Below are 20,297 nucleotides of genomic sequence, written 5' to 3' on the forward strand. Positions count from 1 at the left end.
CGACAGAATGCTCGATGGGAATGCCCAATCATCCAGTTCGCAATGGACTGCGCATGCGAAGATGTCATTCGGCACGGATAAGCAAAGAAAAATCAAAAGCTTATTTTGTAGAAGGTCGATAGGTTGTTTCGCAGTACAGACCTTTACAGAGCGTCTGTTTCATCCTCATGACGATGGCTGCTGGGGATCGCGTTCAGTTCGTCATCGAATAGATGTGTCACGTGTTCATCGGCACCGGCGAGGGGCGCCGGTGCCGATGTTGCGTGAGAATGGCTGACGATCCCTAGCGGTTCGTCATCGCCAGCGAGGCATCCGAATAGCGCTTGCCAGCTACCAGCTCGAGCGGCATGACATCGCTCAATTCCTGAAGTTCGCCGGCCGAGAGCGTGATGTCGGCAGCGGCGGCATTCTGCTCCAGATGGTTCAGCTTGCGGGCGCCGGGGATCGGCACGATGTCGTCGCCCCGATGCAGCACCCAGGCGAGTGCGAGCTGTGCCGCCGTGACGCCCTTGTCCTTGGCGAGGGCTTCGAGCTTGGCGACGAGTGCGGCGTTGGCGTCGAAATTCTCGGCCTGGAAACGCGGCAGATTGCGGCGGAAGTCATCGGCTGCCAGTTCGTCCGCATTGCGGATCGCGCCGGTCAGGAAGCCGCGGCCAAGCGGGCTATAGGGCACGAAGCCGATGCCGAGTTCACGGCAGGCGGCAAGCACCTCTTCCTCCGGGTCGCGGCTCCACAGCGAATATTCACTCTGCACGGCGGCAATCGGATGCACGGCATGGGCGCGGCGAATGGTGGCGGCGCTGGCTTCGGAAAGCCCGAGCGCCCGCACTTTGCCCTCCTTCACCAGCTCCGCCATGGCGCCGACGGTATCTTCGATCGGAACATTCGGATCGACGCGGTGCTGGTAGAAGAGGTCGATGACATCCGTGTCGAGGCGTTTCAGCGAGGCTTCGGCCACCTCTTTCACATGTTCCGGCCGGCTGTCGACGCCGACCATCGCTGCCGGACCGGATTTTTCCAGATCGAGCTTGAAGCCGAACTTCGTCGCGATGACGACGCGATCCCTGACGGGCTTCAGCGCACGGCCGACCAGCACCTCATTGGTGAAGGGGCCGTAGGTCTCGGCGGTATCGAAAAAGGTTACGCCGAGGTCGACGGCACGATGCAGCGTTTTGACTGACTCGTTATCATCCGTAGCGCCATAGGCGAAGCTCATGCCCATGCAGCCGAGACCGACGGCGGAGACAGAAAGTTCCTTGCCGAGTTTGCGGGTTTTCATAGTCGTATCCTTTTGAGCTTAATTCCGAGCCGCGACGACAATGATTGCCTGCCGCGTGACAAGCGAGAAACTATGCCTGGCGATAACGAATGAAAATGCATGCAAATCCAAATAGGCTGTTCTATTATTTAGATCAATGAACAGAACCCAGCTCTCTCAGTTGGCGGTCCTCGCCGCCGTTGCTGCCCATCGCAGCTTCCGTTCCGCCGGCAAGGAATTATCGATTGCGCCCTCCGCCGTCAGCCATGCGATCTCCAGCCTGGAGGAAAGCCTCGGCGTGCGGCTGCTTGCCCGCACCACCCGAAGTGTGTCGCCGACGGAGGAGGGTAAGCTGTTGTTGGAACGCCTGGCGCCGGCACTGGAGCAGATCGATATTGCCTTGGAGGATACGCTTGCCGCCCGCGGGCGTCCGGCCGGCAACCTTCGCATCACCGCGCCGCGTTTTGCGACCGACCTGCTGCTCGCCCCGCGGCTCGGCGATTTCCTGAACACCTATCCCGATATCACGCTGGAAATCGCCAATGAGGATGGCTTCAGCGATATCGTCAAGGAAGGCTTCGATGCCGGCATTCGCCTGGAGGAGAGCATCGAAGGGGATATGATCGCGGTGAAGGTCTCGCCGGATATCCGCACCGTCATCGCCGGCTCCCCGGCCTATTTCGAGAAGAATCCGAAGCCTTTGCATCCGCGCGATCTCGTCCATCACCGCTGCATCAAGCGACGATTTACCGATGGCTCTCTCTATCGCTGGGAGTTCGAGAAGGACGGTCGTGAGTTGATCGTCGCCATCGACGGGCCTTTGATCGTGATCGAGGACCGGCTTGCGGTTCTGGCGGCGATCAATGGCGCCGGCCTCGCCTATCTGTTTGACATCCGCGTGCAGCAGGAACTGGCCGAGGGCAAGCTCATCCGCGTGCTGGAGGACTGGTGTGCACCCTATCCCGGCTTCTGCATCTATTATTCCAGCCGCCGTCAGATGCGCCCGGCACTCAGGGCCTTCATCGATTTCTTCAAATATACCGGGCAATAGGAGAGCAGCGGGGCAGGCCCCGCCGCTCTTGCCACGAGGCAATCACGCTGCGGCTTTCTGATTGGCAGCGGTCATCGCCAGCTTCGAGAGGATCTTGTCGGTGTTTCCCTCTTCCTGCAGCGTCTGGTCGAGCAGCTTGACCACCTGCTGCTGGCCGAGTGTGTTCGCCCAGGTGCGCAGCGTGCCGTAGCGGGCAATCTCATAATGCTCGACGGCCTGCGCGGCGGAAATCAGCCCGGCATCGAGAGCGGGCGTTCCCTTGAATTCGTCGATGATCTCTTCGCCTTCGGCGATGATTCCTTGAATGGCTTCGCAAGTCTTGCCTTGCGCGCGTTTGCCGATCAGTTCGAACACCTGCTGCAGGCGTTCCACATGTCCTTCGGTTTCCTGCAGATGCTTTTCGAAGCCGGCCTTGAGATCCGGCGATTGCGCTGCGCGAGCCATCTTGGGCAGTGCCCGAACGATTTGCCGCTCGGCATAATAGATGTCCTTCAGTGTATCGTAGAACAGATCTTCCAACGTCTTGTCCTTGGCCATTATCTCTCTCTCCGTGTTGTCAGAGCCTGATTTTTCTGGGATGCCGCTCGACGGCGACCCCTACAGAAGCCAGTGCAATCCCAATTGTTCCCGCTGCTGACAAAATTCGGGGTGGCGGCGTGAGATAAGGTGTCTGTACCAGTCACGCGGGCGGAGAGAGGTTCGAGACGATGAAGAAGCCGGGATCGATGAAGGGGCTGGAGGAGCTCGGCCGCGTCCGGCTGTCGAAGAATTTCTTCCTGCGTGATTTCCTGCACTCGGAGATCCCCGATGATCCTGATCTGGCAATCGAGACCGGCAGCCGGCTTTGCGAGGAGCTGCTGGAGCCGCTGCAGGCGACCTTCGGACGACTGCATATCCGTTCAGGCTACCGCGCGCCCGAGGTCAATGCCTTCGGCAACAGGAACGGCTTCAATTGCTCGACCAATGCCCACACCGCCACGCATCATATTTGGGATATGCGCGATCTTGATGGTTGCATGGGCGCGGCAGTCTGTATCGTCGTGCCGTGGCTGATCGACAATTGCCGCGAAGAGGGAGATTGGCAGAAGCTTGCCTGGTGGATCCACGATCACCTGCCCTACGCTTCGCTCTGCTTCTTCCCGAAATTATGGGCCTTCAACATCCAATGGCACGAGCGGCCGCAACGGACGATCCAGAGCTATGCCCCGCCGCGCGGCATGCTGACCAAGCCCGGCATGGCAAATTGGCAAGGCGATCATTCGGCCCTCTACGAAGGATTTCCGAAACCGATTATTTGACTGAGCATGATCTTATCCAAAAACCGCTTCACACTTTTTGGGATCATGCCCTAAAAACTGATGCGGTAACGAATGTGGCCGTCGCTCTCGACATAGCTGTCGTAGAGCTTGCGGGCCGTCGCGTTGCTCTCTTCCGTATGCCAGTAGAGCCGCGCCCAGCCGTTCTTTTGGCAGAGGGCAACGAGGTCGTCCATCAACGCCCGGCCGACACCCCGGCCACGCGCGCTTTCATCGACGAACAGGTCTTCCAGATAGCAATCCGGCGTACGCACCCAGGTGCCCTCATGCGTCAGGCAGAGCGTGAAACCCTTCACCTCGCCATCGACTTCGGCGACGCGCATGAATATGGCGGACGCCGGATCGAAGACCCGGCGCCATGTCTTGTCGGTAATATCCGGCGCGATGCCGACGCCATAGAAAGCGAGATAGTCGGCCCAGAGCTCGCGCCAGCGGCTTTCGTCTTCTGGCTTGGCATCGCGGATCACCACGGTCATCGTTTTGTCCCTGCCTACGTTATTCGCCGGCTTTGTCGAGCAGCCTCATCGCTTCGTCGGAAAGCGAAAGCTTTGCCGAATTGATCAGCGCGTCGAGCTGGCTGAGACTGGTGGCGCTGGCGATCGGCGCGGTGACGCCCCGTTTGCGCAGCAGCCAGGCGAGCGCGACATCGGCCGGCGTGGATTTGGTTTCCGCCGCGACTGTATCAAGAGCAGCGAGAATGCGGAAACCCTTGTCGTTGAGATAAGTCGCGACGCGGTTTTCGCGCGCCCGGCCTTCGGTATCGGCCTTGCTGCGGTATTTGCCGGTGAGGAAGCCGGCCGCGAGGCTGAAATAGGTGATGACGCCGATTTCTTCCTTGACGCAAAGGTCCGCGAGCGGACCTTCGAAGCTGTCGCGCGCATAGAGATTATATTCCGGCTGCAGCACGTCGTAGCGCGGCAGGCCAGCCTTGGCCGCGGCGTCGAAGGAGGCCTGCAACTGCTCGGCATTGAGGTTGGAGCAGCCGGCATGACGAATCTTGCCCTGTTCCTTCAGCTTCGCATAGGCGCCGAGCGTCTCCTCATGTGGGGTTTCCGGGTCCGGCCAGTGCGAGAGGTAGAGGTCGATATAGTCGGTCTGTAGGCGCTTCAGCGAATCCTCGACCGCCTGCAGGATGTAGTCCGCCTTCAGCCCCTTCTTGCCGGGACCCATTTCCGAGCCGACCTTGGTGATGATGATGGCCTTGTCGCGGGCAACACGGCCCTGCTTCAGCCACTTGCCGATGATCTCCTCGGAATCGCCGCCCTTATTGCCGGGAACCCAGCTTGAATAGACGTCGGCCGTATCGATTGTGTTGAAGCCGGCGTCGAAGAAGGCGTCGAGCAGAGCGTAGGAGGTCCTCTCATCGGCCGTCCAGCCGAAGACATTGCCGCCGAAGACGATCGGCGCGGTGAAAAGATCAGTTCGTCCAAGCTTACGCATTTCCATGGTGGCTCTCCAGATTATTTGAGCAAAAACCGGCGTGGGAAAAAGGCCGGAAAGGGAGGGGACGTCGGTGCAAGTTATCGTCCTACCATTGGAAATGCCACTAACGATTATTTTATTCGGCCGCCGATCGTCGGTAGTGGCTGGGCGGCAGCTCATTATACTTCGACCAGACGCGCCGCATATGCCGCGGCGAGGCGAAACCGGATTTTTCCGCCACGCGCTCCATATCCAGCCGCGAGTTAGCGAGCACATCGCGGGCGAGCGTGACGCGCATCAGATTGACATAGGCGGTTACCGACAGCCCGGCATGCTCCTGAAACAGGCGGGAAATATGCCGCGCGCTCATCGCGCCGATACCGGCGAGCTCCGCGAGCGACCAGCCATGGGCGGGATCGGCCATGATCGCATCCTGAACGCGGTGAGTGGCGGGATGCACATGGTTGCGGCCGCTGAGCCAGGGCGAAAGCTGCGGGTCGGCGCCGGTGCGGCGCATGTAGACGACCATGTGTCGGGCGATGGTCAACGCTGTCACCGGCGAGGTGAGTTTCGAGACGATGTGCAGCATCAGGTCCGTGCCGGTGGAGATGCCGGCGCTGGAATAGCGCTCACGGTCCTCGACGTAGAGCCGGTTGTCGAGAACCCGCGCAGTCGGGGCATGGTGCTGAACTTCCTCGATGCACGCCGCATGCGTCGTGCAGGCATAGCCCTCGAGCAGCCCCGCGCGGGCAGCAAGCACGGCCCCGGAACAGATGGTGATGAGGGTGACGCCCGGACGGATTGCCGTCCTTAGCCAGGTGGCAAGGAGCTCATTCTCTTCATCGATGTCGCCGGCATCAGCCGGCGGCGTGACGCTGCCGGAGACGATAACCAGTGCACCATCGGGAACGCGATCGGGCAGCGGCAGCAGGTCGGCAAGCGTCAGGCCGATCGAAGTGGTCTGGGTCGGCCGGGCAGCAATGAAACGGTAATCGAACAGGATATCCTCCTGTTCGATATTGGCGCGGCGCAGAACCTCCACCGGCCCGGCGACATCCATCAGCAGCGTATAGGGCGGCAGTACGACATAGACAGGAATGGTCTGGAGGTGTCGGCCGGTTTGGTTCATGCAGCGCTCCTGGTGGTCGCGGCGGCAAGCGTATCTTCCACGGTGGCGATGCGGGCGAAACGGCCTGATAGCACCAGCTCGGTCCGCTTCTTGATATCGTCGGCGCTGAACACCGTGCCGGAGGCGTGCGTCATCGGAAAAGTCAGCGTCGCCTCGGTGACATAGTCGACATCGTAGCCGAGGTCCGAGGCGTGGCGCGTCGTTGTTTCGCAGCATTGTTCGGTGCGGATGCCGGAAACGATCAGTTTGCGGATGCCGTTTTCCACCAGCCAGACGTCGAGACCGGAACCCACGAGCGCGGAATGGCGGGTTTTGTGAAATACGGCGTCAGCCTCCAGCGCAATCTCCTCGAGCTTGCGGACATATCCGCTCGCCAGGCTGAAATGCTCGTCGCCATCGACATGGAAAATCTGGACCACCGGAATGCCGCGGGCTTTGGCTCCGTCGATCAGTGCCTGTAGCCGGTCGACGAAATCCGGCAGATCATCGGTTTGCCAGTATGGGCGCTGACGAAAGGACTCCTGAACATCGATGACCAGCAAGGCGGTGTCGGCATGGGACATTTTCGTATCTCCTGTGTTTGAAGGATAACCGAAGCTAGACCCGCCTTGATAGCCTCAAAAGCCAAATGCCGGACAAAATGAGGACAAATCCGGCCATAGAGACATCCAGCAGCGCAACGAGTTTTCGGCTTGACGCTGCTCCATGCCATTGCGCCTTGGATAAGTGCCGAATAGAGTTGGTCCCGGTTTCGTCGCGAGCGAGACGACCCATCGTTTCGTTCCACCCATCAATTTCATAAGGTCCTGTTCGAAAGCCGCTCAGCGCTTGCCGCCCTGCGGTTGTTTGCTTCGGGATCGTGCTCCAGGAGGAAAATCATGCTGCGTTTCGGAATTTTGTCGACCGCCAAGATCGGCCGCGAACTCGTCGTGCCGGCTATTCAGGATGCGGAAAATTGCGTGGTGACGGCAATCGCCAGCCGTGATCCGGGGCGCGCTCGCGACATGGCGGATCGCTTCTCCGTCCCGCATGCTTTCGGCTCCTACGAGGAAATGCTCGCCTCGGACACGATCGATGCCGTCTATATTCCGCTGCCGACTTCGCAGCATGTCGAATGGACGATCAAGGCGGCCGATGCCGGCAAGCATGTGCTCTGCGAAAAGCCGATTGCGCTGAAGGCCGACGAGATCGACAGCCTGATCGCTGCCCGCGACCGCAACAAGGTGCTGGTGACGGAAGCCTATATGGTTACTTATACGCCGGTCTGGCAGAAAGTCCGCTCGCTGCTGCAAGCCGGCGCCATCGGCCGGCTGCGGCACATCCAGGGCGCCTTCACCTATTTCAACCGCGATGCCGGCAATATGCGCAACATCCCGGAACTCGGCGGCGGCGGCCTGCCCGATATCGGCGTCTATCCGACGATCAGCAGCCGCTTCGTCACTGGTCGCGAACCCCTGCGCATCCAGGCGGTCACCGAGCGCGATCCGGAATTCGGCACGGACATCTATTCCAGCGTCAAAGCCGATTTCGGCGATTTCGAAATGACCTTCTATATCTCGACGCAGATGGCTGCCCGCCAAGTCATGGTTTTCCACGGCACGGACGGTTTCATCGAGGTGAAGTCTCCCTTCAATGCCGACCGCTATGGCGCCGAAGAGCTGGAGCTGACCAATCGCGGCCACTCGGAATCGCAGATCTTCCGTTTCCCCGATAGTCGTCAGTACAAGCGCGAGGCGGAAGCTTTTGCCTCGGCCGCAATGGGCAAGGGTGCAGAAGTCGTGACGCTCGAAAGCTCGAAGCTCAATCAGAAGGTCATCGACGCCATTTATCGCGCCAGCGAAAAGGATGGCTGGGAGCCGGTCTGAACTGGTGGAGCATGATCCCAAAAAGTGCGCAGCGGTTTTTGGATAAGATCATGCAAAATCAAAGAGCTAGAGCATGATGACGATTCGAAGAAAAGTCATCGTCCTCTAGGGATTTTGACGGTGGCGGAAGACGAAGCGTGAATAGCCGAAGAAGCTGAACGCAGTCGCCGCCGCCGAGGCCAGGATCAGCGCGATGATCGGCTTAAGGGTTGGCGCGGAAACGAGCAGCGAGCTGAACAGGGCATAGTTCAGCAATGCCGAGGTCAGGCCGACCGAACCATAGCGGAAGCCTTCGGCAGCAAGCGAGCGGTTGGAACGGCCGAAGGTGAAATTGCGGTTGAGGAACCATGTGGCGAGCAGCGCGCTCGGTATCGAGATCGCTCGGCCGACGAAGGGGCCGAACGGCGTGAACCAGAGCAGCAGATGCAGCACGCCCGCATCGACCACGAAGCCGATGCCGCCGGCGATCAGGAAGCGAAGGAGCTTCTTCATGCAGCCTTGGCCTTTTTCCTGCGGCTTACCGGCTTTTCGTGTTCGGCCATGAAGACCGTTTGCTCATCGCCAATTTGCCGCGATGGCGGTTTGGCCAAGCTCATATAGTGGATGCGAAGCTGTTCGGCGCGAGCGCGAGCGACGGAATCGAGGATCAGTCCGGCCGTGAACAGCATGAAGGAAATCATCATCAACGCCATCGACAGTACCCAGGTGGGCATGCGGGCGACCATGCCGGTTTCGAAATATTCGACAAAGACCGGGATCATGAAGCCGATACTCGCTTCCATGAACATGGCGCCCAAAATGCCGAAGAAGGCGAAGGGCCGCGTTTCCTTCATCAGCATCGCGAACATCCAGAGGATCTTCCAGCCGTCGCGGAAGGTCGAAAGCTTGGAATGCGAACCCTCCGGCCGGCGGCCGTAATCGAGTTCCAATTCGCTGACGGGCAGCTTCAGCCGGGAAGCATGCACCGACATTTCCGTCTCGATCTCGAAACCGCCGGAGACGGCCGGGAAGCTCTTGACGAAGCGCCGGGAGAAAGCGCGGTAGCCGGAGAAGATATCCGTGAAATCGGCGCCGAAGATCGTGCGGTAAAGCCAGTTGAAGATCCGGTTGCCGAAGGCATGGCCCTGTCGGCCGGCATCGTCATGTACGCCGCGGCGTGTGCCCACCACCATGTCCGAGCCTTCGGTCAGAAGTGTGCGGATCAATTCCTCGGCATCATCAGGCGCATAGGTGCCGTCGCCATCGGCCATGAGGTAGATGTCTGCGTCGATATCAGCAAACATGCGGCGCACCACATGGCCTTTGCCCTGACGCCGCTCGCGTACGACGGTCGCGCCCGCAAGCATGGCATGCAGCGCTGTGCCATCGGTGGAGTTGTTGTCGTAGACGTAAATGCCGGCATTCGGCAGCGCCTCGCGAAAGCCGCGTACGACCTGGCCGATGGTTGCGGCCTCGTTGTAGCAGGGCAGGAGAACGGCGATATTCAGGTTCTCATTCCACATGGTCTCTGGCCAATTCCTACGCATGACTTTCACTTGAGGCCCCGACGGATAATTCGAATGAGAACTTATCCCGCTGCGCGTTAATAAGACCCTATGGCTGAGGATGAAAAATGGCAGGTTGTGATCTCTGCGGGAACATTATCGTGATATCGGCTGCGGCGTGGGCCTGCTTTACCCTTTCTTGATCGGCAGCCGTTAGCATGGCGCCCTTGCATGTCCTTCAAACACGAGGTTCGAAATGGTGCAGGCGGTGGGATTATCGCGTGGATCGGCACTGGCGGTAACGCAGAAGACGTCTTCGCGCTGGTCGCAGCCATGGCTCGTCTCGCTGATCTACAGCGCCGTCATCATCGCCGCGCTGTTGATCCTCAATCGTCATGCCACGGACTATGTCGGCCCCGACAATGACGACATCATGCGCCTGGTCGAAGTACGCGATTTTCTCGGTGGCCAAGGCTGGTTCGACATGGTGCAATACCGCCTTGGCCTCGATGGCGGCACGCTCATGCATTGGTCGCGCTTCATCGACCTGCCGATCGCTGGCCTGATTGCCTTCTTTCGACTGTTCCTTGCGCCGGAAAACGCGGAGGCGGCAGCGCTTACGGTTTGGCCGCTGCTGCTCGTGCTGCCGCTGATGTTCTCCATGGGCCTAGCCGGACGCCGCATCGCCAGCACGGAAGGCATGCATTTCTCGCTCGGTCTGACGGCGCTCTTCATCCTGGTGTCGAGCCGTTTCAAGCCGGGCTCCATCGACCATGACAATGTGCAGCTCGGGCTTGTCGCGCTCACGGCCGCCATGCTGGCCGACGAAACCTGTAGGCCGCGTAATTTCGTCATCGCGGCCATCGCCCTTGCCATCGCCCTCGGCATCGGTGCGGAGACCACGCCGTTCGTCGCGGTCGCCTGCATGGCTGTTGCCGGGCTCTGGGCGTGGGATGGCGAGATTTTCGCGCCCGCCGCCCGCGCCTTCGCCTTGACGCTGACGATCGCCGTCAGCGCCGCTTTCTTCGCGCTGGTGCCGCCGCATCTCTATTCCAACGTCACATGCGACAATCTCTCGCTCGGCTTCTATAGCATCATCAGCATCGGCGGCGCCGGCCTGTTATTGTCCGCGCTGTTTGCCAGCCGCCTGTCGCGTCCCTGGCGTCTGGCGGTGTTGGCGGCCAATGGCGCCGTTGTCTTCGCGACGACATTGGCGATCGCGCCCCAATGCCTGCGCAATCCGCTCGCCGATCTCGATCCGATGCTGGTGCAACTTTGGTTGAACAGCGTCACCGAGGCGCAGTCGATCCTGACCCTGTCCCATCATCAGCCGGATTCGCTCGGCGCGTTCTATGCCACCGGCCTCATGGCGATCGTGGTCTGCATCTTCCGCATGATGCGCGGCGAGCGTGCCCGCTTGCATGCCGTCCTTTTGGCGATGGTGGCCGTCAATTGGATCATCGCGCTGGTGCAGGTGCGCGGAGCCGAGTTTTCCAATCTGCTCGCCATTCCGCCGCTCGCGCTGCTGCTTGCCGAGCTTCGTCGCATCTCTGCCGCTGACCCGGAAGATATGGGTGCAGCCTTCTTCTATGTCGCCGCCACGCTGCTTTCGGTACCCGCCGTCTGGGCCGTCGGCGGCGCGCTTGCCAACAACGGGATCGCAAACAGTTTCTCCGCTCCAGTCGCCAATGCGGAAGAGAAGGGGGAATGCGCCTCAAAGGACGCTCTGGCGCCGATCGCCAGCCTCAATCCCGGCGTTGTTGCCGCGCCGTCCAACATGGGCTCGCCGATGCTGCGCTTCACGCCGCATCGCGTGCTGTCGGCTCCTTATCATCGCAACCAGGGTGGTATGCTGACCGAGCTGCACATCGGCCTTGCGGAGCCGAAAGAGGCAGAAGCCTTCCTGCGCGGCGCCCATGTAACATTGCTTGCCTTCTGCCCCAGCGACCCGCAAGTGGAAGAAGTTTCCAAGCTGAAGCCGGAAGGGTTCTACGCCCAACTCGGCCAGGGGCATGTGCCCGCCTATCTCGAACCGATCCCAGTGGCGGCGAAGTCGGACGTGCAGTTCTTCCGGTTCAAGCCGCAGGATTGAGGGTGTCCGTATCGTAGCTAGGGCTGACGACCGCAGCCGACGCGCCTCTGTCATAAATCGCCGATAGCCTGCGTTATCTAGTATGTCGGACCAACGGATATTCATGCAAGAACAATCGCGCGCTGAACCGTCGAACATCCTGCGCAAGGTGAGTGGGCGCTTCTTTCGTTCTGTCCTTGTCGAACGCCTCGACCATGTCCTCGATCCTCCGGACGAGAGGAGCGCGGGCCGCTATCATCGGCTCGGTCAGCCTGCCCTTTATATGAGTGCGTCCCCCGAATGGGCGGTCATGGCGATTTCTGGTTATATGCGCGAGGACGGACGGCGTCGTGTTGTTGTGCCGCTGTTGGTCGGCGACGCATTTGTGCTCGATCAGCATGATCAGCAGGCGTGTGAACGGCTCGGCATTGATCGGAATGCCTCCAATTTCCCCTGGCGCCCCGCACTGGCTGCCGGCGAGGAGCCGCCGTCCTGGCGCACCGCCGATGCTGCCAGAGCGGCGGGTGCCGATGGCATCATCGATCGATCAAGGATGATCCCCGGTGGCTGGCATCTCAATCTGTTTCGCTGGAATGCGCTCGGCGGTCCATCTGTCGAGGTGAGTGGTGATCCGGTTGAGATTACCTTGTCGGAAGATGGCCCGAAGTGGGGTCTGTAACCAAAGCTTTGTAAGTCCCTTTTGCGCACATGCGCCCGGATCAGGCCTGGCGACGCTCCAGCACGTCGAGCCTGATGAGATAACCGATGAAGCCGAGGTTGTAGCCGCCGAGCGCAACGAACAATGTCGTCAGAGGCGGCGGAACCGCGGAGGCGGCGACGGCTGCCATGAAGGCGATGCTGACCAGGGCCGCGCCCAGGATCGAACCGATCGCCGAACGCTGCAGGCCGGCCGCAATTCCGATGATCATGGCGGTTACGAATATCATCGCTCCACCTCCTCTTTACTAAAAACAAGTTTGCACAGAATTGCACGAGGATGGCTAAGAAAGGCTTTGTTGATAGGGTTAACGCATGATGAAGGAATAGGCTCCGCATTTGCGGCGACTTTCGATAAAAGGACCGTATGAGCAGCTTCTTTGAGAATGATTCGCCGACGAATCTTGCGGAATATTCCGTCTCGGAATTGTCCGGATCGATCAAGCGCACCGTTGAGAGCGCCTTCGATCAGGTGCGTGTGCGCGGCGAAATTTCCGGCTATCGCGGACCGCATTCCTCCGGCCACGCCTATTTTGCCCTGAAGGATGACCGGGCCCGCATCGACGCGGTGATCTGGAAAGGCACATTTTCCAAGCTGAAATTCCGCCCTGAGGAAGGAATGGAAGTCATCGCCACCGGCAAGGTGACGACCTTCCCGGGCTCCTCGAAATACCAGATCGTCATCGAAACGCTGGAGCCGGCAGGCGCTGGTGCGCTGATGGCTCTGCTGGAGGAGCGCAAGCGCAAGCTCGGCGCCGAGGGCCTGTTCGATGCGGATCGAAAGCGCCGTCTTCCTTTCATGCCCAAGGTCATCGGTGTCGTCACCTCGCCGACCGGCGCGGTCATCCGCGACATCCTGCACCGCATCTCCGATCGTTTCCCCGTGCATGTCCTGGTGTGGCCGGTGAAGGTGCAAGGTGACGGGTCCGGCGATGAGGTGGCGAATGCGATCCGCGGCTTCAATGAATTTGTACCAGGGGGCGCCGTTCCCCGCCCGGACGTGCTGATCGTCGCCCGTGGCGGCGGCAGCCTGGAGGATCTCTGGAGCTTCAACGACGAGGCGGTCGTCCGCGCTGCCGCGGCGAGCGAGATTCCATTGATCTCCGCCGTCGGTCACGAGACCGACTGGACGCTGATCGACTATGCCGCCGACGTACGGGCGCCGACGCCGACTGGAGCCGCGGAAATGGCCGTGCCGGTCAAGGCTGAACTTGAGGCACAGCTCGCAAGCCTTTCCGCCCGCCTGCAGGGCGGTATGGGCAGGCAGATGGATCAGCGTCGGCAGGCGGTGCGTGCCCTGCTTCGGGCGCTGCCCTCGCTCGACCAGCTTCTGGCCCTGCCGCGCCGCCGCTTCGATGAGACCGCCGCCGGGCTGGGCCGTGGGCTGGAGATGAACACGCTCAACAAGCGCCGCGCCTTCGAGCGCATCGCCGCGCATCTGCGGCCCGATGTGCTGTCGAATCGTATCGCCGAGCGGAGGCAGATGCTGAGCGAGCGGATAAATCGCGCTGAGCGCACCGTCGAGCGGATGATCGATCGCGCCCGCGCCCGCATCGGCCGCGCCGATGCGGTTTTCGCCACGCTGCCGTCGCGGCTGGCGGCGCAGACCGGCCGCGCCCGCGATCTGTTAGGCAATCTTTCCCGCCATGCCGACACCGCGATACGCCATCAGCTCGTGCGGGCGCGCGGCGAGTTGGTGGCCCAGGAGCGGATTTTGCAATCGCTTTCCTACAAGAACGTGCTGAAGCGTGGCTACGCCGTCGTGCGCGACGCGACCGACCGGCCCGTTTCTTTGGCAGCAGCGCTTGCCACGGGCGCCGCGATCTCGATCGAATTTGCCGATGGCCGCATCGGTGCCGTCACCGGCGACAACCCTGCCACTGCATCGCCGGGGGTGCCGCCGGAAGGCACGCCGCCGCCGAAGAAGCGGGCCGCGAAACCGGCTGATGCCGCCGATCCGCCGAAGCAGGGAAGCCTGTTCTAATGCGCATCCTCCTCGTGCTCGCCCATCCTCTTGGGGATAGTTTTGCGGCTGCAGTAGCGAAAACTGCGGAGGAGACTCTCGTCGCCGGCGGACATCAGGTGGATCTGCTCGATCTCTACCGTGAGGATTTCGACCCGCGCCTCTCCGAAGTCGAGCGGCGCGGTTATTTCGATGAGCCTTATGACGCTTCCGTCGTCGAGAATATCGTCGCCCGGCTGCAGGCGGCCGAGGGGCTGATGCTGGTCTTTCCACAGTGGTGGTTCAATTTTCCGGCCATCCTCAAGGGCTTCTTCGATCGGGTCTTCGCTCCCGGCGTCGCTTTCCGCCACGATGCTGCCGGCGGCCGCATTGTGCCGCAATTGAGCAATATCCGCCTGTTCTGGGCGTTGACGACGACTGGTTCGCCCTGGTGGATCGTGCATCTCTACATGGGCAATCCGGTGCGCCGGCTTCTGAAACGTGGCATCGCCGCCTTCTGCTCGAAGCGGTTCGATTTCCGTATGTTGACCCTGCACGATATGGATCGGATCGGCGAAGCCGAGCGTCTTGCGCACCTTGCGCGCGTCAGGAACGCCTTGGCCACCATTTCGCTTTGAACCAACTAATCCTCCCGGTATCCAACCAATCAATTCGGCTGATATGCGGTTTTGGCGACGTATGTTATTCTAACACCATGTTTTTTTAGGAGGGCCATACGATGAGGTTGGCCTCTTATAACGTCGAAAACCTGTTCGACCGCGCCAAGGCGATGAATCTCGATAGCTGGGATGAAGGCCGCCCGATCCTGGAGAAGTTCGCCGCACTCGAAGGCCTGCTCGGCCAGGTGAGCTATAGCGACGCCGACCGGAAAAGGATGACGGAACTGATTGTTCAGCTTGGCCTGGAGAAAAGCGATACCGGTCCCTTCGTTCTCCTTCGGCGCAATCGCGGTGCGCTGTTGACGCGGCCGAAGACGGGTGGTGTCGTCGTCATTGCCGATGGCCGCGCCGACTGGGTCGGCTCGCTGGAGCTGCGCGAAGAGCCGGTGGATGAAGAGGCGATGCGCAACACGGCGCGCGTCATCGGCGATGTCAATGCCGATGTGCTGGGCATTGTCGAAGTCGAAGGCCGGCCGGCACTCTCTTCCTTCAATTCATTGATCGTACCGGCTGTCGGCGGCGATCCTTTCGCGCATGTCATGGTGATCGACGGCAATGATGAGCGCGGTATTGATGTCGGTCTCATGACGCGGAAAGATTTCCCGATCGATTTCATGCGCAGCCATGTCGATGATCGCATGCCGGATGGTTCGCTGCTCTTCTCGCGGGATTGCGCCGAATATCGCGTTACGACGCCCGCCGGCGCGACGCTCGTCGTTTTGGTCAACCATTTCAAAAGCAAGGGCTATGGCGGCGTGCAGGTTTCCGATGCCCGCCGCAGGACGCAAGCGAAGCGGGCGCGGGAAATCTACGAGGCGCTGTTGACGGAAGGTGTCGATTACGTCGCCTTGATCGGCGACCTCAACGACTATCCCGATAGCCAGCCGCTGAAGCCGCTGACCACCAGCACCCTGAAGGACGCCTTTACCCATCCCGACTTCGATGATGGCGGCTATCCCGGTACCTATGGCCTCTGCAACACCACCAACAAGATCGACTATCTTTTCCTATCGCCGACGCTTTTCGACAAGGTTCAAGGCGGTGGCGTTTTCCGCAGGGGCTTATGGCCGGGATCGAGGCCGAAGCGCTGGGACGTCTATCCGGAGCTGACGGCGGAAAAACAGGGCGCCTCGGACCATGCGGCCGTATGGGTGGATCTCGATATCTGAAAATACCTTCGCTCCATCGAAACGAAGGTATTGATGACTTACGCCCACTCGCCTCTGCGCATGACCGGCACGCGCGAGCCGTCGAACTTGATGCCGTCGATGTCGACCTTGTCGGAGCCGATCATCCAGTCGATGTGAATGAGGCTGGAATTGCCGCCCTGGGCCTTGATCTGCTCCTGGCTCAACGTCGCGCCATCGATGAAGCACTTGGAGTAGCATTGGCCGAGCGCGATGTGGCAGGACGCATTTTCGTCGAACAGCGTGTTGTAGAACAGGATGCCGCTGGCCGAGATCGGCGAGGAATGCGGCACCAATGCCACTTCGCCGAGGCGCCGCGCGCCTTCGTCGGTATCCAGCACCTTGTTCAGCACCTCTTCGCCGCGCGACGCCTTCGCCTCGACAATGCGGCCGCCTTCGAAGCGAACCCGGATATTGTCGATCAGCGTGCCCTGATGCGAGAGCGGCTTGGTCGAGGAGACATGACCTTCGACACGCAGCGCATGCGGCGTGGTGAACACCTCTTCGGTCGGGATGTTCGGGTTGCAGGTGACGCCGTTCTTGGCGACCGAAGCGCCGCCATGCCATTCATGGCCGTCGGCAAGGCCGATCTTCACGTCTGTGCCCGGACCCTGGAAGTGCAGGGAGGCGAAGCGCTGGCCGTTCATCCAGGCCGAACGCTTGTGCAGATTGGCATTGTGCTCAGCCCAGGCCCCGATCGGATCCGGCACGTCGACGCGCGAGGCGGCGAAGATCGCCTTGGCGAGCTTGGCGACGGCGATGCCTTCCGGATCGTCCGGGAAGACCAGCTTCGCCCAGGAGGGATTGGGGTAGGAGACGATGTTCCAGTTGATGTCGAAATTGGAGATCTTTTCCAGTGCGGGCTTGTAGGCGGCGGAGTTGGCGCGATTGGCACGCGCGACCCTGGCCGGGTCCTGGCCGGAGAGCAGCATCGGATTATCGCCGGAAATGGCAAGCCGCGCGGCGTTGTTGGCATAGGCCTTGGCCATGCCTTCATAGAGCCAACTCGAGGCGCGGTCGAAGCTCTCCTCATGGCCGTATTCATAGCGGGCAAGCGTGGTTTCTTCGTCGGAATAGAACGTGGTGACGAGACCGGCGCCGGCCTTATAGGCCTCGCGGGTGATCAGCCGCACCAGCGGCATCGCGACGACCGGCGCGGTAATAACCAGGTCCTGGTTCTTCTGCAGTTGCAGCCCGACCTTCACGGCCACTTCGGCAAGCTTTTCCAGCTTGGCGGGATCGACGGGATGATGGTTGGGGGAGGCGAACGTCATGGCAAACCTGCGTGTGAGGATCGGAAGAACGGTCCCAGACTTAGACTTGTTTGCGACGGAAATGAAGGCCGTTTTGTTCTTTTGGCACGATCAGGCAATCAACGGCGCGGCCTTCGCCTTCAAAATCCTCAGCGCATCCTGGGGGTTAAGGCGCACTTGCAGGCCGCGCTGGCCGCCGTTGATATAGACATAGGCCTCGGCCATCGCCTGTGCCTCGATCGCCGTCGGTACCGTCTTCTTCTGGCCGAAAGGGCTGATGCCGCCGACATGATAACCCGTCAGCCGCTCGGCATCGGCGGGCTTCATCATAGCCGCCGATTTGCCGCCAAACGCGCCGGCGAGCTTTTTCATGCTGACCTCATGATCGGAGGGGACAACCACGCAGACTGGCTTGCCATCCACCTCCGCCATCAATGTCTTCAACACCCGATGCGGCTCCTCGCCCAACGCTTCCGCCGCCTGCATCCCGACACGCTCTGCATTCGGATCGTAGTCATAGGTATGGACGGTGAAGGCAACCTTGGCCTGGGTCAGCACCTGCGTGGCGCGGGTGGTTTTGGACATACGGATACCGGTGCCTTTGGCGATGCGGATCTCATCCGCGCTTAGAATGAATGCGGTCGAGCTTTTCAAGAATTTCCAATCCGCGCGCGCTATCACCGTTTGCTGCTCTCAGGCGGAAGCGTGTTTCGGCGTCGAACTCAGTCAGCGCTTTCGTTGAAAGTTCTTCGAAAAGCTTATTGAGGCTCGTGCCGCGGGCGGCGGCAAGAGCTTTCAGTCGCTCATGTTGATCGTTTGGAAGGCGGATTGTCAGTGTACTCATGTCAAGGCCTCCTTTGAGTAAGGAATTCACCTGCTGTGCGAATTTCCAACCGTGGAAATAGTAATTCAGCTCGTGCGAAGTCTCTCTTATTTGCCGTTATCAGAGCTGAAGCACCACCGCCGACTGCTAGTTCGATTAGATGATTGTCTGCTTCATCACGTAAATTCGGGCGCCACAAATAGTATATGGGGGTCCACAAACAACTTGAAAGGAAAGCATCCAACAAGGCTATCCGATCGTCTTTCGATATCAGCCGATCATCAAAGAGGGCATCTCTTCCGCATACATCTTCATATTCAGCAAAGAGGGCGTTACCGACTAGTGGAATTAGGTGTCCTTCAAGGCAAAGACGAATGACATGCCGCGGAGCTCCATCCGCATTCATGATGGCTGAGACGAAAATATTTGTGTCGACGACCACTTTCATCAATTTTTGATAGCATATATGCTATCATTTTGGAAGCCAATTGGCTTTAGTCAGTTTCCGAAAATGCCTGCATAAATCTCCGGCTTGAACCCGATCAACAATTTTTCATCGGCCTCCAGCACCGGGCGCTTTATCATCGAAGGTTGGGCCAGCATCAGCGCGATGGCCCTGTCCTTGGTGAGATCGGCGCGATTTTCTTCGGGGAGTGCCTTGAAGGTGGTGCCGGCGCGGTTGAGGACGGTTTCCCAGCCGGCTTGCGCGGTCCAGCGTTCGAGATGGTCGCGGTCGATGCCGACGGCCTTGTAATCGTGGAAATCATAGGCGATGCCATGGCCTTCCAGCCAGGTCCGTGCCTTCTTCATCGTGTCGCAATTCTTGATGCCGTAAATGGTAATCGTCATGTCGAATCCGTCTCTTGCTGTGCGCTCTCGCATAGCACGCAAGCGGAGATGAGCGAAAGTCTGGGGACGGCTCGACGGTCATACGTCCGCTGAGGTGCCTCAGTCTTCCAGCGCTCCCGGCTTGCGGGCGGCCGTGCTCGGCCTGTCGCAGCCGATTTTCATCAGGTCACCGCGGCGGCGAACAAGGCGATCGGAGACGCGGGTGACGATGAGGCCGGCTTGCGGAGCATGGATATCGATCGTCCCATTCGGCATGCCGGGAGCGGTAATGATCGTCGCCAGCAGATCGCCTTCATCGACATGTTCGCCGATATTGCGATGGAAGAGCACGGTACCGGCCTGCGGCGCCCGGATTATCTCGACATTGTCGAGCGGCACGGCGGGCCCGGTAAAGCTCGGCAGGCTCACGCCTTCATCCAGCACTGCGCCGCGGGCAGCGAGGAAACGCCAGAGCCCTTCGGCGTCCCTCTTGGCCATCTCTGGATAGACATCGCGCGTGCCGCGCAATTCGACGGTCACAGACAGTTTTCCCGGTAGCCGCGCTTTCTTCTCGCCGGGCACTTCGTATTTCCAGGCGAAGCTGACAGCCTCCTCGAAGGCGGAGCTTTCACCATCCGACAGCAGCACGGCGTCCATGTTCAACGCCGCCGCCAGATCGGCTGCCTCCGGCCAGAAGGCGTCGTCGATATAGGCATATTGCAGGGATTCGTCATCGCAATGTAGGTCGATCACCAGATCGGCCGCAAGCGCCATATGGATGAGCTGCCGCTTCAGCCGGTCAGCGGCCGGGTAGCGCTCCAGGTTTTCGAGCAGCAGATGGCGGTCGCGCGCGGAGATCAGCGGAAAGTCGCGATTAAAATTGGTGCGCGTGCCCAAATCGAACCGGCCCTGCATTTCGCCGAAATGCGATTGCGCCGCGCCGATCGGATTGGCATGCGGCACGACGATGATATCGCTCAGAACCGCGCCTTCCGTCTCCGCCTGCCGCAGCCGCTCGCAGAGGAAATGGGCCAGCGCCGTGCCCGGCAGTTCCCCGGCATGCAGCGCCGCCTGGATATAGACCTTCGGCGCATCCGGCTTGCTGCCTGAAAAATGCAACACAGGCAACCGCCACGCGATCCCCGGCGTATCGCCGTCGATAGTGATGTGCGTAATGTCCATGTGTTTCTCTCCTGCTTGTGATGCCCGATACCAAGTCGTGGCCTCCGTCCGCAACAATTATGGGAAGGCGGCGCGCGGATGGATCAGAA

General features: G+C 60.4%; 23 protein-coding genes. 8 read left to right on the forward strand and 15 right to left on the reverse strand.

The features are described from left to right. Window positions 1-283 precede the first annotated feature (283 nt). Window positions 284-1,279: an aldo/keto reductase gene (locus tag QA648_RS18760; RefSeq protein ID WP_283048656.1), complete on the reverse strand. Its 996-nt coding sequence runs from the start codon at window positions 1,277-1,279 to the stop codon at window positions 284-286. Between the two features lie 136 nt (window positions 1,280-1,415). Here QA648_RS18760 and QA648_RS18765 point away from each other — a divergent pair, with 136 nt between their 5' ends. Continuing rightward, window positions 1,416-2,309 carry a LysR family transcriptional regulator gene (locus QA648_RS18765; protein WP_104821701.1) on the forward strand — a complete coding sequence of 298 codons (894 nt, stop codon included), beginning with the start codon at window positions 1,416-1,418 and terminating at the stop codon, window positions 2,307-2,309. A 42-nt stretch (window positions 2,310-2,351) separates the two neighbouring features. Here the strand turns inward: QA648_RS18765 and QA648_RS18770 are convergent, their stop codons facing one another. Then, entirely contained in the window at window positions 2,352-2,846 is a 495-nt protein-coding gene (locus tag QA648_RS18770) for a ferritin-like domain-containing protein (RefSeq protein ID WP_104821702.1), read from the reverse strand. Between the two features lie 170 nt (window positions 2,847-3,016). Between QA648_RS18770 and QA648_RS18775 the strand changes: the two genes are divergently transcribed. Continuing rightward, complete coding sequence (locus QA648_RS18775; protein WP_283048659.1) at window positions 3,017-3,607, forward strand: hypothetical protein; 591 nt, start codon at window positions 3,017-3,019, stop codon at window positions 3,605-3,607. 50 nt (window positions 3,608-3,657) lie between these two features. Here the strand turns inward: QA648_RS18775 and QA648_RS18780 are convergent, their stop codons facing one another. The 4 genes from QA648_RS18780 to QA648_RS18795 all read right to left on the reverse strand — a co-directional run bounded on the left by QA648_RS18780 (window position 3,658) and on the right by QA648_RS18795 (window position 6,739). Beyond that, window positions 3,658-4,101, reverse strand: a complete 444-nt coding sequence (locus tag QA648_RS18780) for a GNAT family N-acetyltransferase (protein ID WP_283048660.1) — start codon at window positions 4,099-4,101, stop codon at window positions 3,658-3,660. 19 nt (window positions 4,102-4,120) lie between these two features. After that, the gene (locus QA648_RS18785) at window positions 4,121-5,071 is read right to left on the reverse strand and encodes an aldo/keto reductase (RefSeq protein ID WP_283048662.1); all 951 of its coding nucleotides are present in this window, start codon (window positions 5,069-5,071) and stop codon (window positions 4,121-4,123) included. A gap of 112 nt (window positions 5,072-5,183) precedes the next feature. After that, complete coding sequence (locus tag QA648_RS18790) at window positions 5,184-6,176, reverse strand: helix-turn-helix domain-containing protein (RefSeq protein ID WP_283048664.1); 993 nt, start codon at window positions 6,174-6,176, stop codon at window positions 5,184-5,186. Next, complete coding sequence (locus QA648_RS18795; RefSeq protein WP_283048666.1) at window positions 6,173-6,739, reverse strand: isochorismatase family protein; 567 nt, start codon at window positions 6,737-6,739, stop codon at window positions 6,173-6,175. Before QA648_RS18795 ends, QA648_RS18790 begins: the two co-directional genes overlap by 4 nt. Window positions 6,740-7,054: 315 nt before the next feature. On the opposite strand from QA648_RS18795, the gene QA648_RS18800 reads away from it, so the two are divergent. Further along, window positions 7,055-8,041 carry a Gfo/Idh/MocA family oxidoreductase gene (locus QA648_RS18800; protein WP_283048668.1) on the forward strand — a complete coding sequence of 329 codons (987 nt, stop codon included), beginning with the start codon at window positions 7,055-7,057 and terminating at the stop codon, window positions 8,039-8,041. A 105-nt stretch (window positions 8,042-8,146) separates the two neighbouring features. On the opposite strand, the gene QA648_RS18805 is transcribed toward QA648_RS18800, so the two are convergent. Together QA648_RS18805 and QA648_RS18810 are read right to left on the reverse strand one after the other, a co-directional pair. Continuing rightward, the gene (locus QA648_RS18805; RefSeq protein ID WP_104821709.1) at window positions 8,147-8,533 is read right to left on the reverse strand and encodes a GtrA family protein; all 387 of its coding nucleotides are present in this window, start codon (window positions 8,531-8,533) and stop codon (window positions 8,147-8,149) included. Continuing rightward, on the reverse strand, window positions 8,530-9,543 hold the full coding sequence (locus QA648_RS18810; protein WP_283048670.1) for a glycosyltransferase: 1,014 nt from the start codon (window positions 9,541-9,543) through the stop codon (window positions 8,530-8,532). Before QA648_RS18810 ends, QA648_RS18805 begins: the two co-directional genes overlap by 4 nt. A 238-nt stretch (window positions 9,544-9,781) precedes the next feature. On the opposite strand from QA648_RS18810, the gene QA648_RS18815 reads away from it, so the two are divergent. Then, a complete protein-coding gene (locus QA648_RS18815; RefSeq protein ID WP_283048672.1) occupies window positions 9,782-11,617 on the forward strand; it encodes a hypothetical protein in 1,836 nt (611 codons plus the stop codon). A 103-nt stretch (window positions 11,618-11,720) separates the two neighbouring features. Beyond that, window positions 11,721-12,275: an RES domain-containing protein gene (locus QA648_RS18820; protein ID WP_283048674.1), complete on the forward strand. Its 555-nt coding sequence runs from the start codon at window positions 11,721-11,723 to the stop codon at window positions 12,273-12,275. A 40-nt stretch (window positions 12,276-12,315) separates the two neighbouring features. On the opposite strand, the gene QA648_RS18825 is transcribed toward QA648_RS18820, so the two are convergent. Beyond that, the gene (locus QA648_RS18825; protein ID WP_283048676.1) at window positions 12,316-12,543 is read right to left on the reverse strand and encodes a homogentisate export protein; all 228 of its coding nucleotides are present in this window, start codon (window positions 12,541-12,543) and stop codon (window positions 12,316-12,318) included. Between the two features lie 137 nt (window positions 12,544-12,680). Here QA648_RS18825 and xseA point away from each other — a divergent pair, with 137 nt between their 5' ends. The 3 genes from xseA to QA648_RS18840 all read left to right on the forward strand — a co-directional run bounded on the left by xseA (window position 12,681) and on the right by QA648_RS18840 (window position 16,104). Next, complete coding sequence (gene xseA / locus QA648_RS18830; RefSeq protein WP_283048678.1) at window positions 12,681-14,297, forward strand: exodeoxyribonuclease VII large subunit; 1,617 nt, start codon at window positions 12,681-12,683, stop codon at window positions 14,295-14,297. After that, window positions 14,297-14,893: an NAD(P)H-dependent oxidoreductase gene (locus QA648_RS18835; RefSeq protein WP_283048680.1), complete on the forward strand. Its 597-nt coding sequence runs from the start codon at window positions 14,297-14,299 to the stop codon at window positions 14,891-14,893. Before xseA ends, QA648_RS18835 begins: the two co-directional genes overlap by 1 nt. Before the next feature lie 101 nt (window positions 14,894-14,994). Next, window positions 14,995-16,104, forward strand: coding sequence for an endonuclease/exonuclease/phosphatase family protein (locus QA648_RS18840; RefSeq protein ID WP_283048682.1), 1,110 nt, complete (start codon window positions 14,995-14,997; stop codon window positions 16,102-16,104). A gap of 38 nt (window positions 16,105-16,142) precedes the next feature. Here the strand turns inward: QA648_RS18840 and QA648_RS18845 are convergent, their stop codons facing one another. The 6 genes from QA648_RS18845 to QA648_RS18865 all read right to left on the reverse strand — a co-directional run bounded on the left by QA648_RS18845 (window position 16,143) and on the right by QA648_RS18865 (window position 20,208). Continuing rightward, complete coding sequence (locus tag QA648_RS18845; protein ID WP_104821716.1) at window positions 16,143-17,396, reverse strand: aminopeptidase; 1,254 nt, start codon at window positions 17,394-17,396, stop codon at window positions 16,143-16,145. A 90-nt stretch (window positions 17,397-17,486) separates the two neighbouring features. Continuing rightward, on the reverse strand, window positions 17,487-17,960 hold the full coding sequence (gene ybaK, locus QA648_RS18850; protein ID WP_104824956.1) for a Cys-tRNA(Pro) deacylase: 474 nt from the start codon (window positions 17,958-17,960) through the stop codon (window positions 17,487-17,489). 31 nt (window positions 17,961-17,991) lie between these two features. Further along, on the reverse strand, window positions 17,992-18,219 hold the full coding sequence (locus QA648_RS18855; protein ID WP_104821717.1) for a ribbon-helix-helix protein, CopG family: 228 nt from the start codon (window positions 18,217-18,219) through the stop codon (window positions 17,992-17,994). Between the two features lies 1 nt (window position 18,220). Continuing rightward, a complete protein-coding gene (locus tag QA648_RS37030) occupies window positions 18,221-18,646 on the reverse strand; it encodes a putative toxin-antitoxin system toxin component, PIN family (protein WP_349254296.1) in 426 nt (141 codons plus the stop codon). A 50-nt stretch (window positions 18,647-18,696) separates the two neighbouring features. Beyond that, entirely contained in the window at window positions 18,697-19,047 is a 351-nt protein-coding gene (locus QA648_RS18860) for an ArsC family reductase (protein WP_104821719.1), read from the reverse strand. Between the two features lie 99 nt (window positions 19,048-19,146). Further along, a complete protein-coding gene (locus QA648_RS18865) occupies window positions 19,147-20,208 on the reverse strand; it encodes a succinylglutamate desuccinylase/aspartoacylase family protein (RefSeq protein ID WP_283048686.1) in 1,062 nt (353 codons plus the stop codon). Window positions 20,209-20,297: the final 89 nt, after the last annotated feature.

Origin of the sequence: Rhizobium sp. CB3171 (assembly GCF_029714265.1) — a bacterium.
Taxonomy (GTDB): domain Bacteria; phylum Pseudomonadota; class Alphaproteobacteria; order Rhizobiales; family Rhizobiaceae; genus Rhizobium.

Coding starts and splice junctions, on each gene's coding strand:
- QA648_RS18760 (WP_283048656.1), bottom strand. CDS start 1,279: ATGAAAACCCGCAAACTCGGCAAGGAACTTTCTGTCTCCGCCGTCGGT.
- QA648_RS18765 (WP_104821701.1), top strand. CDS start 1,416: ATGAACAGAACCCAGCTCTCTCAGTTGGCGGTCCTCGCCGCCGTTGCT.
- QA648_RS18770 (WP_104821702.1), bottom strand. CDS start 2,846: ATGGCCAAGGACAAGACGTTGGAAGATCTGTTCTACGATACACTGAAG.
- QA648_RS18775 (WP_283048659.1), top strand. CDS start 3,017: ATGAAGAAGCCGGGATCGATGAAGGGGCTGGAGGAGCTCGGCCGCGTC.
- QA648_RS18780 (WP_283048660.1), bottom strand. CDS start 4,101: ATGACCGTGGTGATCCGCGATGCCAAGCCAGAAGACGAAAGCCGCTGG.
- QA648_RS18785 (WP_283048662.1), bottom strand. CDS start 5,071: ATGGAAATGCGTAAGCTTGGACGAACTGATCTTTTCACCGCGCCGATC.
- QA648_RS18790 (WP_283048664.1), bottom strand. CDS start 6,176: ATGAACCAAACCGGCCGACACCTCCAGACCATTCCTGTCTATGTCGTA.
- QA648_RS18795 (WP_283048666.1), bottom strand. CDS start 6,739: ATGTCCCATGCCGACACCGCCTTGCTGGTCATCGATGTTCAGGAGTCC.
- QA648_RS18800 (WP_283048668.1), top strand. CDS start 7,055: ATGCTGCGTTTCGGAATTTTGTCGACCGCCAAGATCGGCCGCGAACTC.
- QA648_RS18805 (WP_104821709.1), bottom strand. CDS start 8,533: ATGAAGAAGCTCCTTCGCTTCCTGATCGCCGGCGGCATCGGCTTCGTG.
- QA648_RS18810 (WP_283048670.1), bottom strand. CDS start 9,543: ATGTGGAATGAGAACCTGAATATCGCCGTTCTCCTGCCCTGCTACAAC.
- QA648_RS18815 (WP_283048672.1), top strand. CDS start 9,782: ATGGTGCAGGCGGTGGGATTATCGCGTGGATCGGCACTGGCGGTAACG.
- QA648_RS18820 (WP_283048674.1), top strand. CDS start 11,721: ATGCAAGAACAATCGCGCGCTGAACCGTCGAACATCCTGCGCAAGGTG.
- QA648_RS18825 (WP_283048676.1), bottom strand. CDS start 12,543: ATGATATTCGTAACCGCCATGATCATCGGAATTGCGGCCGGCCTGCAG.
- xseA (WP_283048678.1), top strand. CDS start 12,681: ATGAGCAGCTTCTTTGAGAATGATTCGCCGACGAATCTTGCGGAATAT.
- QA648_RS18835 (WP_283048680.1), top strand. CDS start 14,297: ATGCGCATCCTCCTCGTGCTCGCCCATCCTCTTGGGGATAGTTTTGCG.
- QA648_RS18840 (WP_283048682.1), top strand. CDS start 14,995: ATGAGGTTGGCCTCTTATAACGTCGAAAACCTGTTCGACCGCGCCAAG.
- QA648_RS18845 (WP_104821716.1), bottom strand. CDS start 17,396: ATGACGTTCGCCTCCCCCAACCATCATCCCGTCGATCCCGCCAAGCTG.
- ybaK (WP_104824956.1), bottom strand. CDS start 17,960: ATGTCCAAAACCACCCGCGCCACGCAGGTGCTGACCCAGGCCAAGGTT.
- QA648_RS18855 (WP_104821717.1), bottom strand. CDS start 18,219: ATGAGTACACTGACAATCCGCCTTCCAAACGATCAACATGAGCGACTG.
- QA648_RS37030 (WP_349254296.1), bottom strand. CDS start 18,646: ATGAAAGTGGTCGTCGACACAAATATTTTCGTCTCAGCCATCATGAAT.
- QA648_RS18860 (WP_104821719.1), bottom strand. CDS start 19,047: ATGACGATTACCATTTACGGCATCAAGAATTGCGACACGATGAAGAAG.
- QA648_RS18865 (WP_283048686.1), bottom strand. CDS start 20,208: ATGGACATTACGCACATCACTATCGACGGCGATACGCCGGGGATCGCG.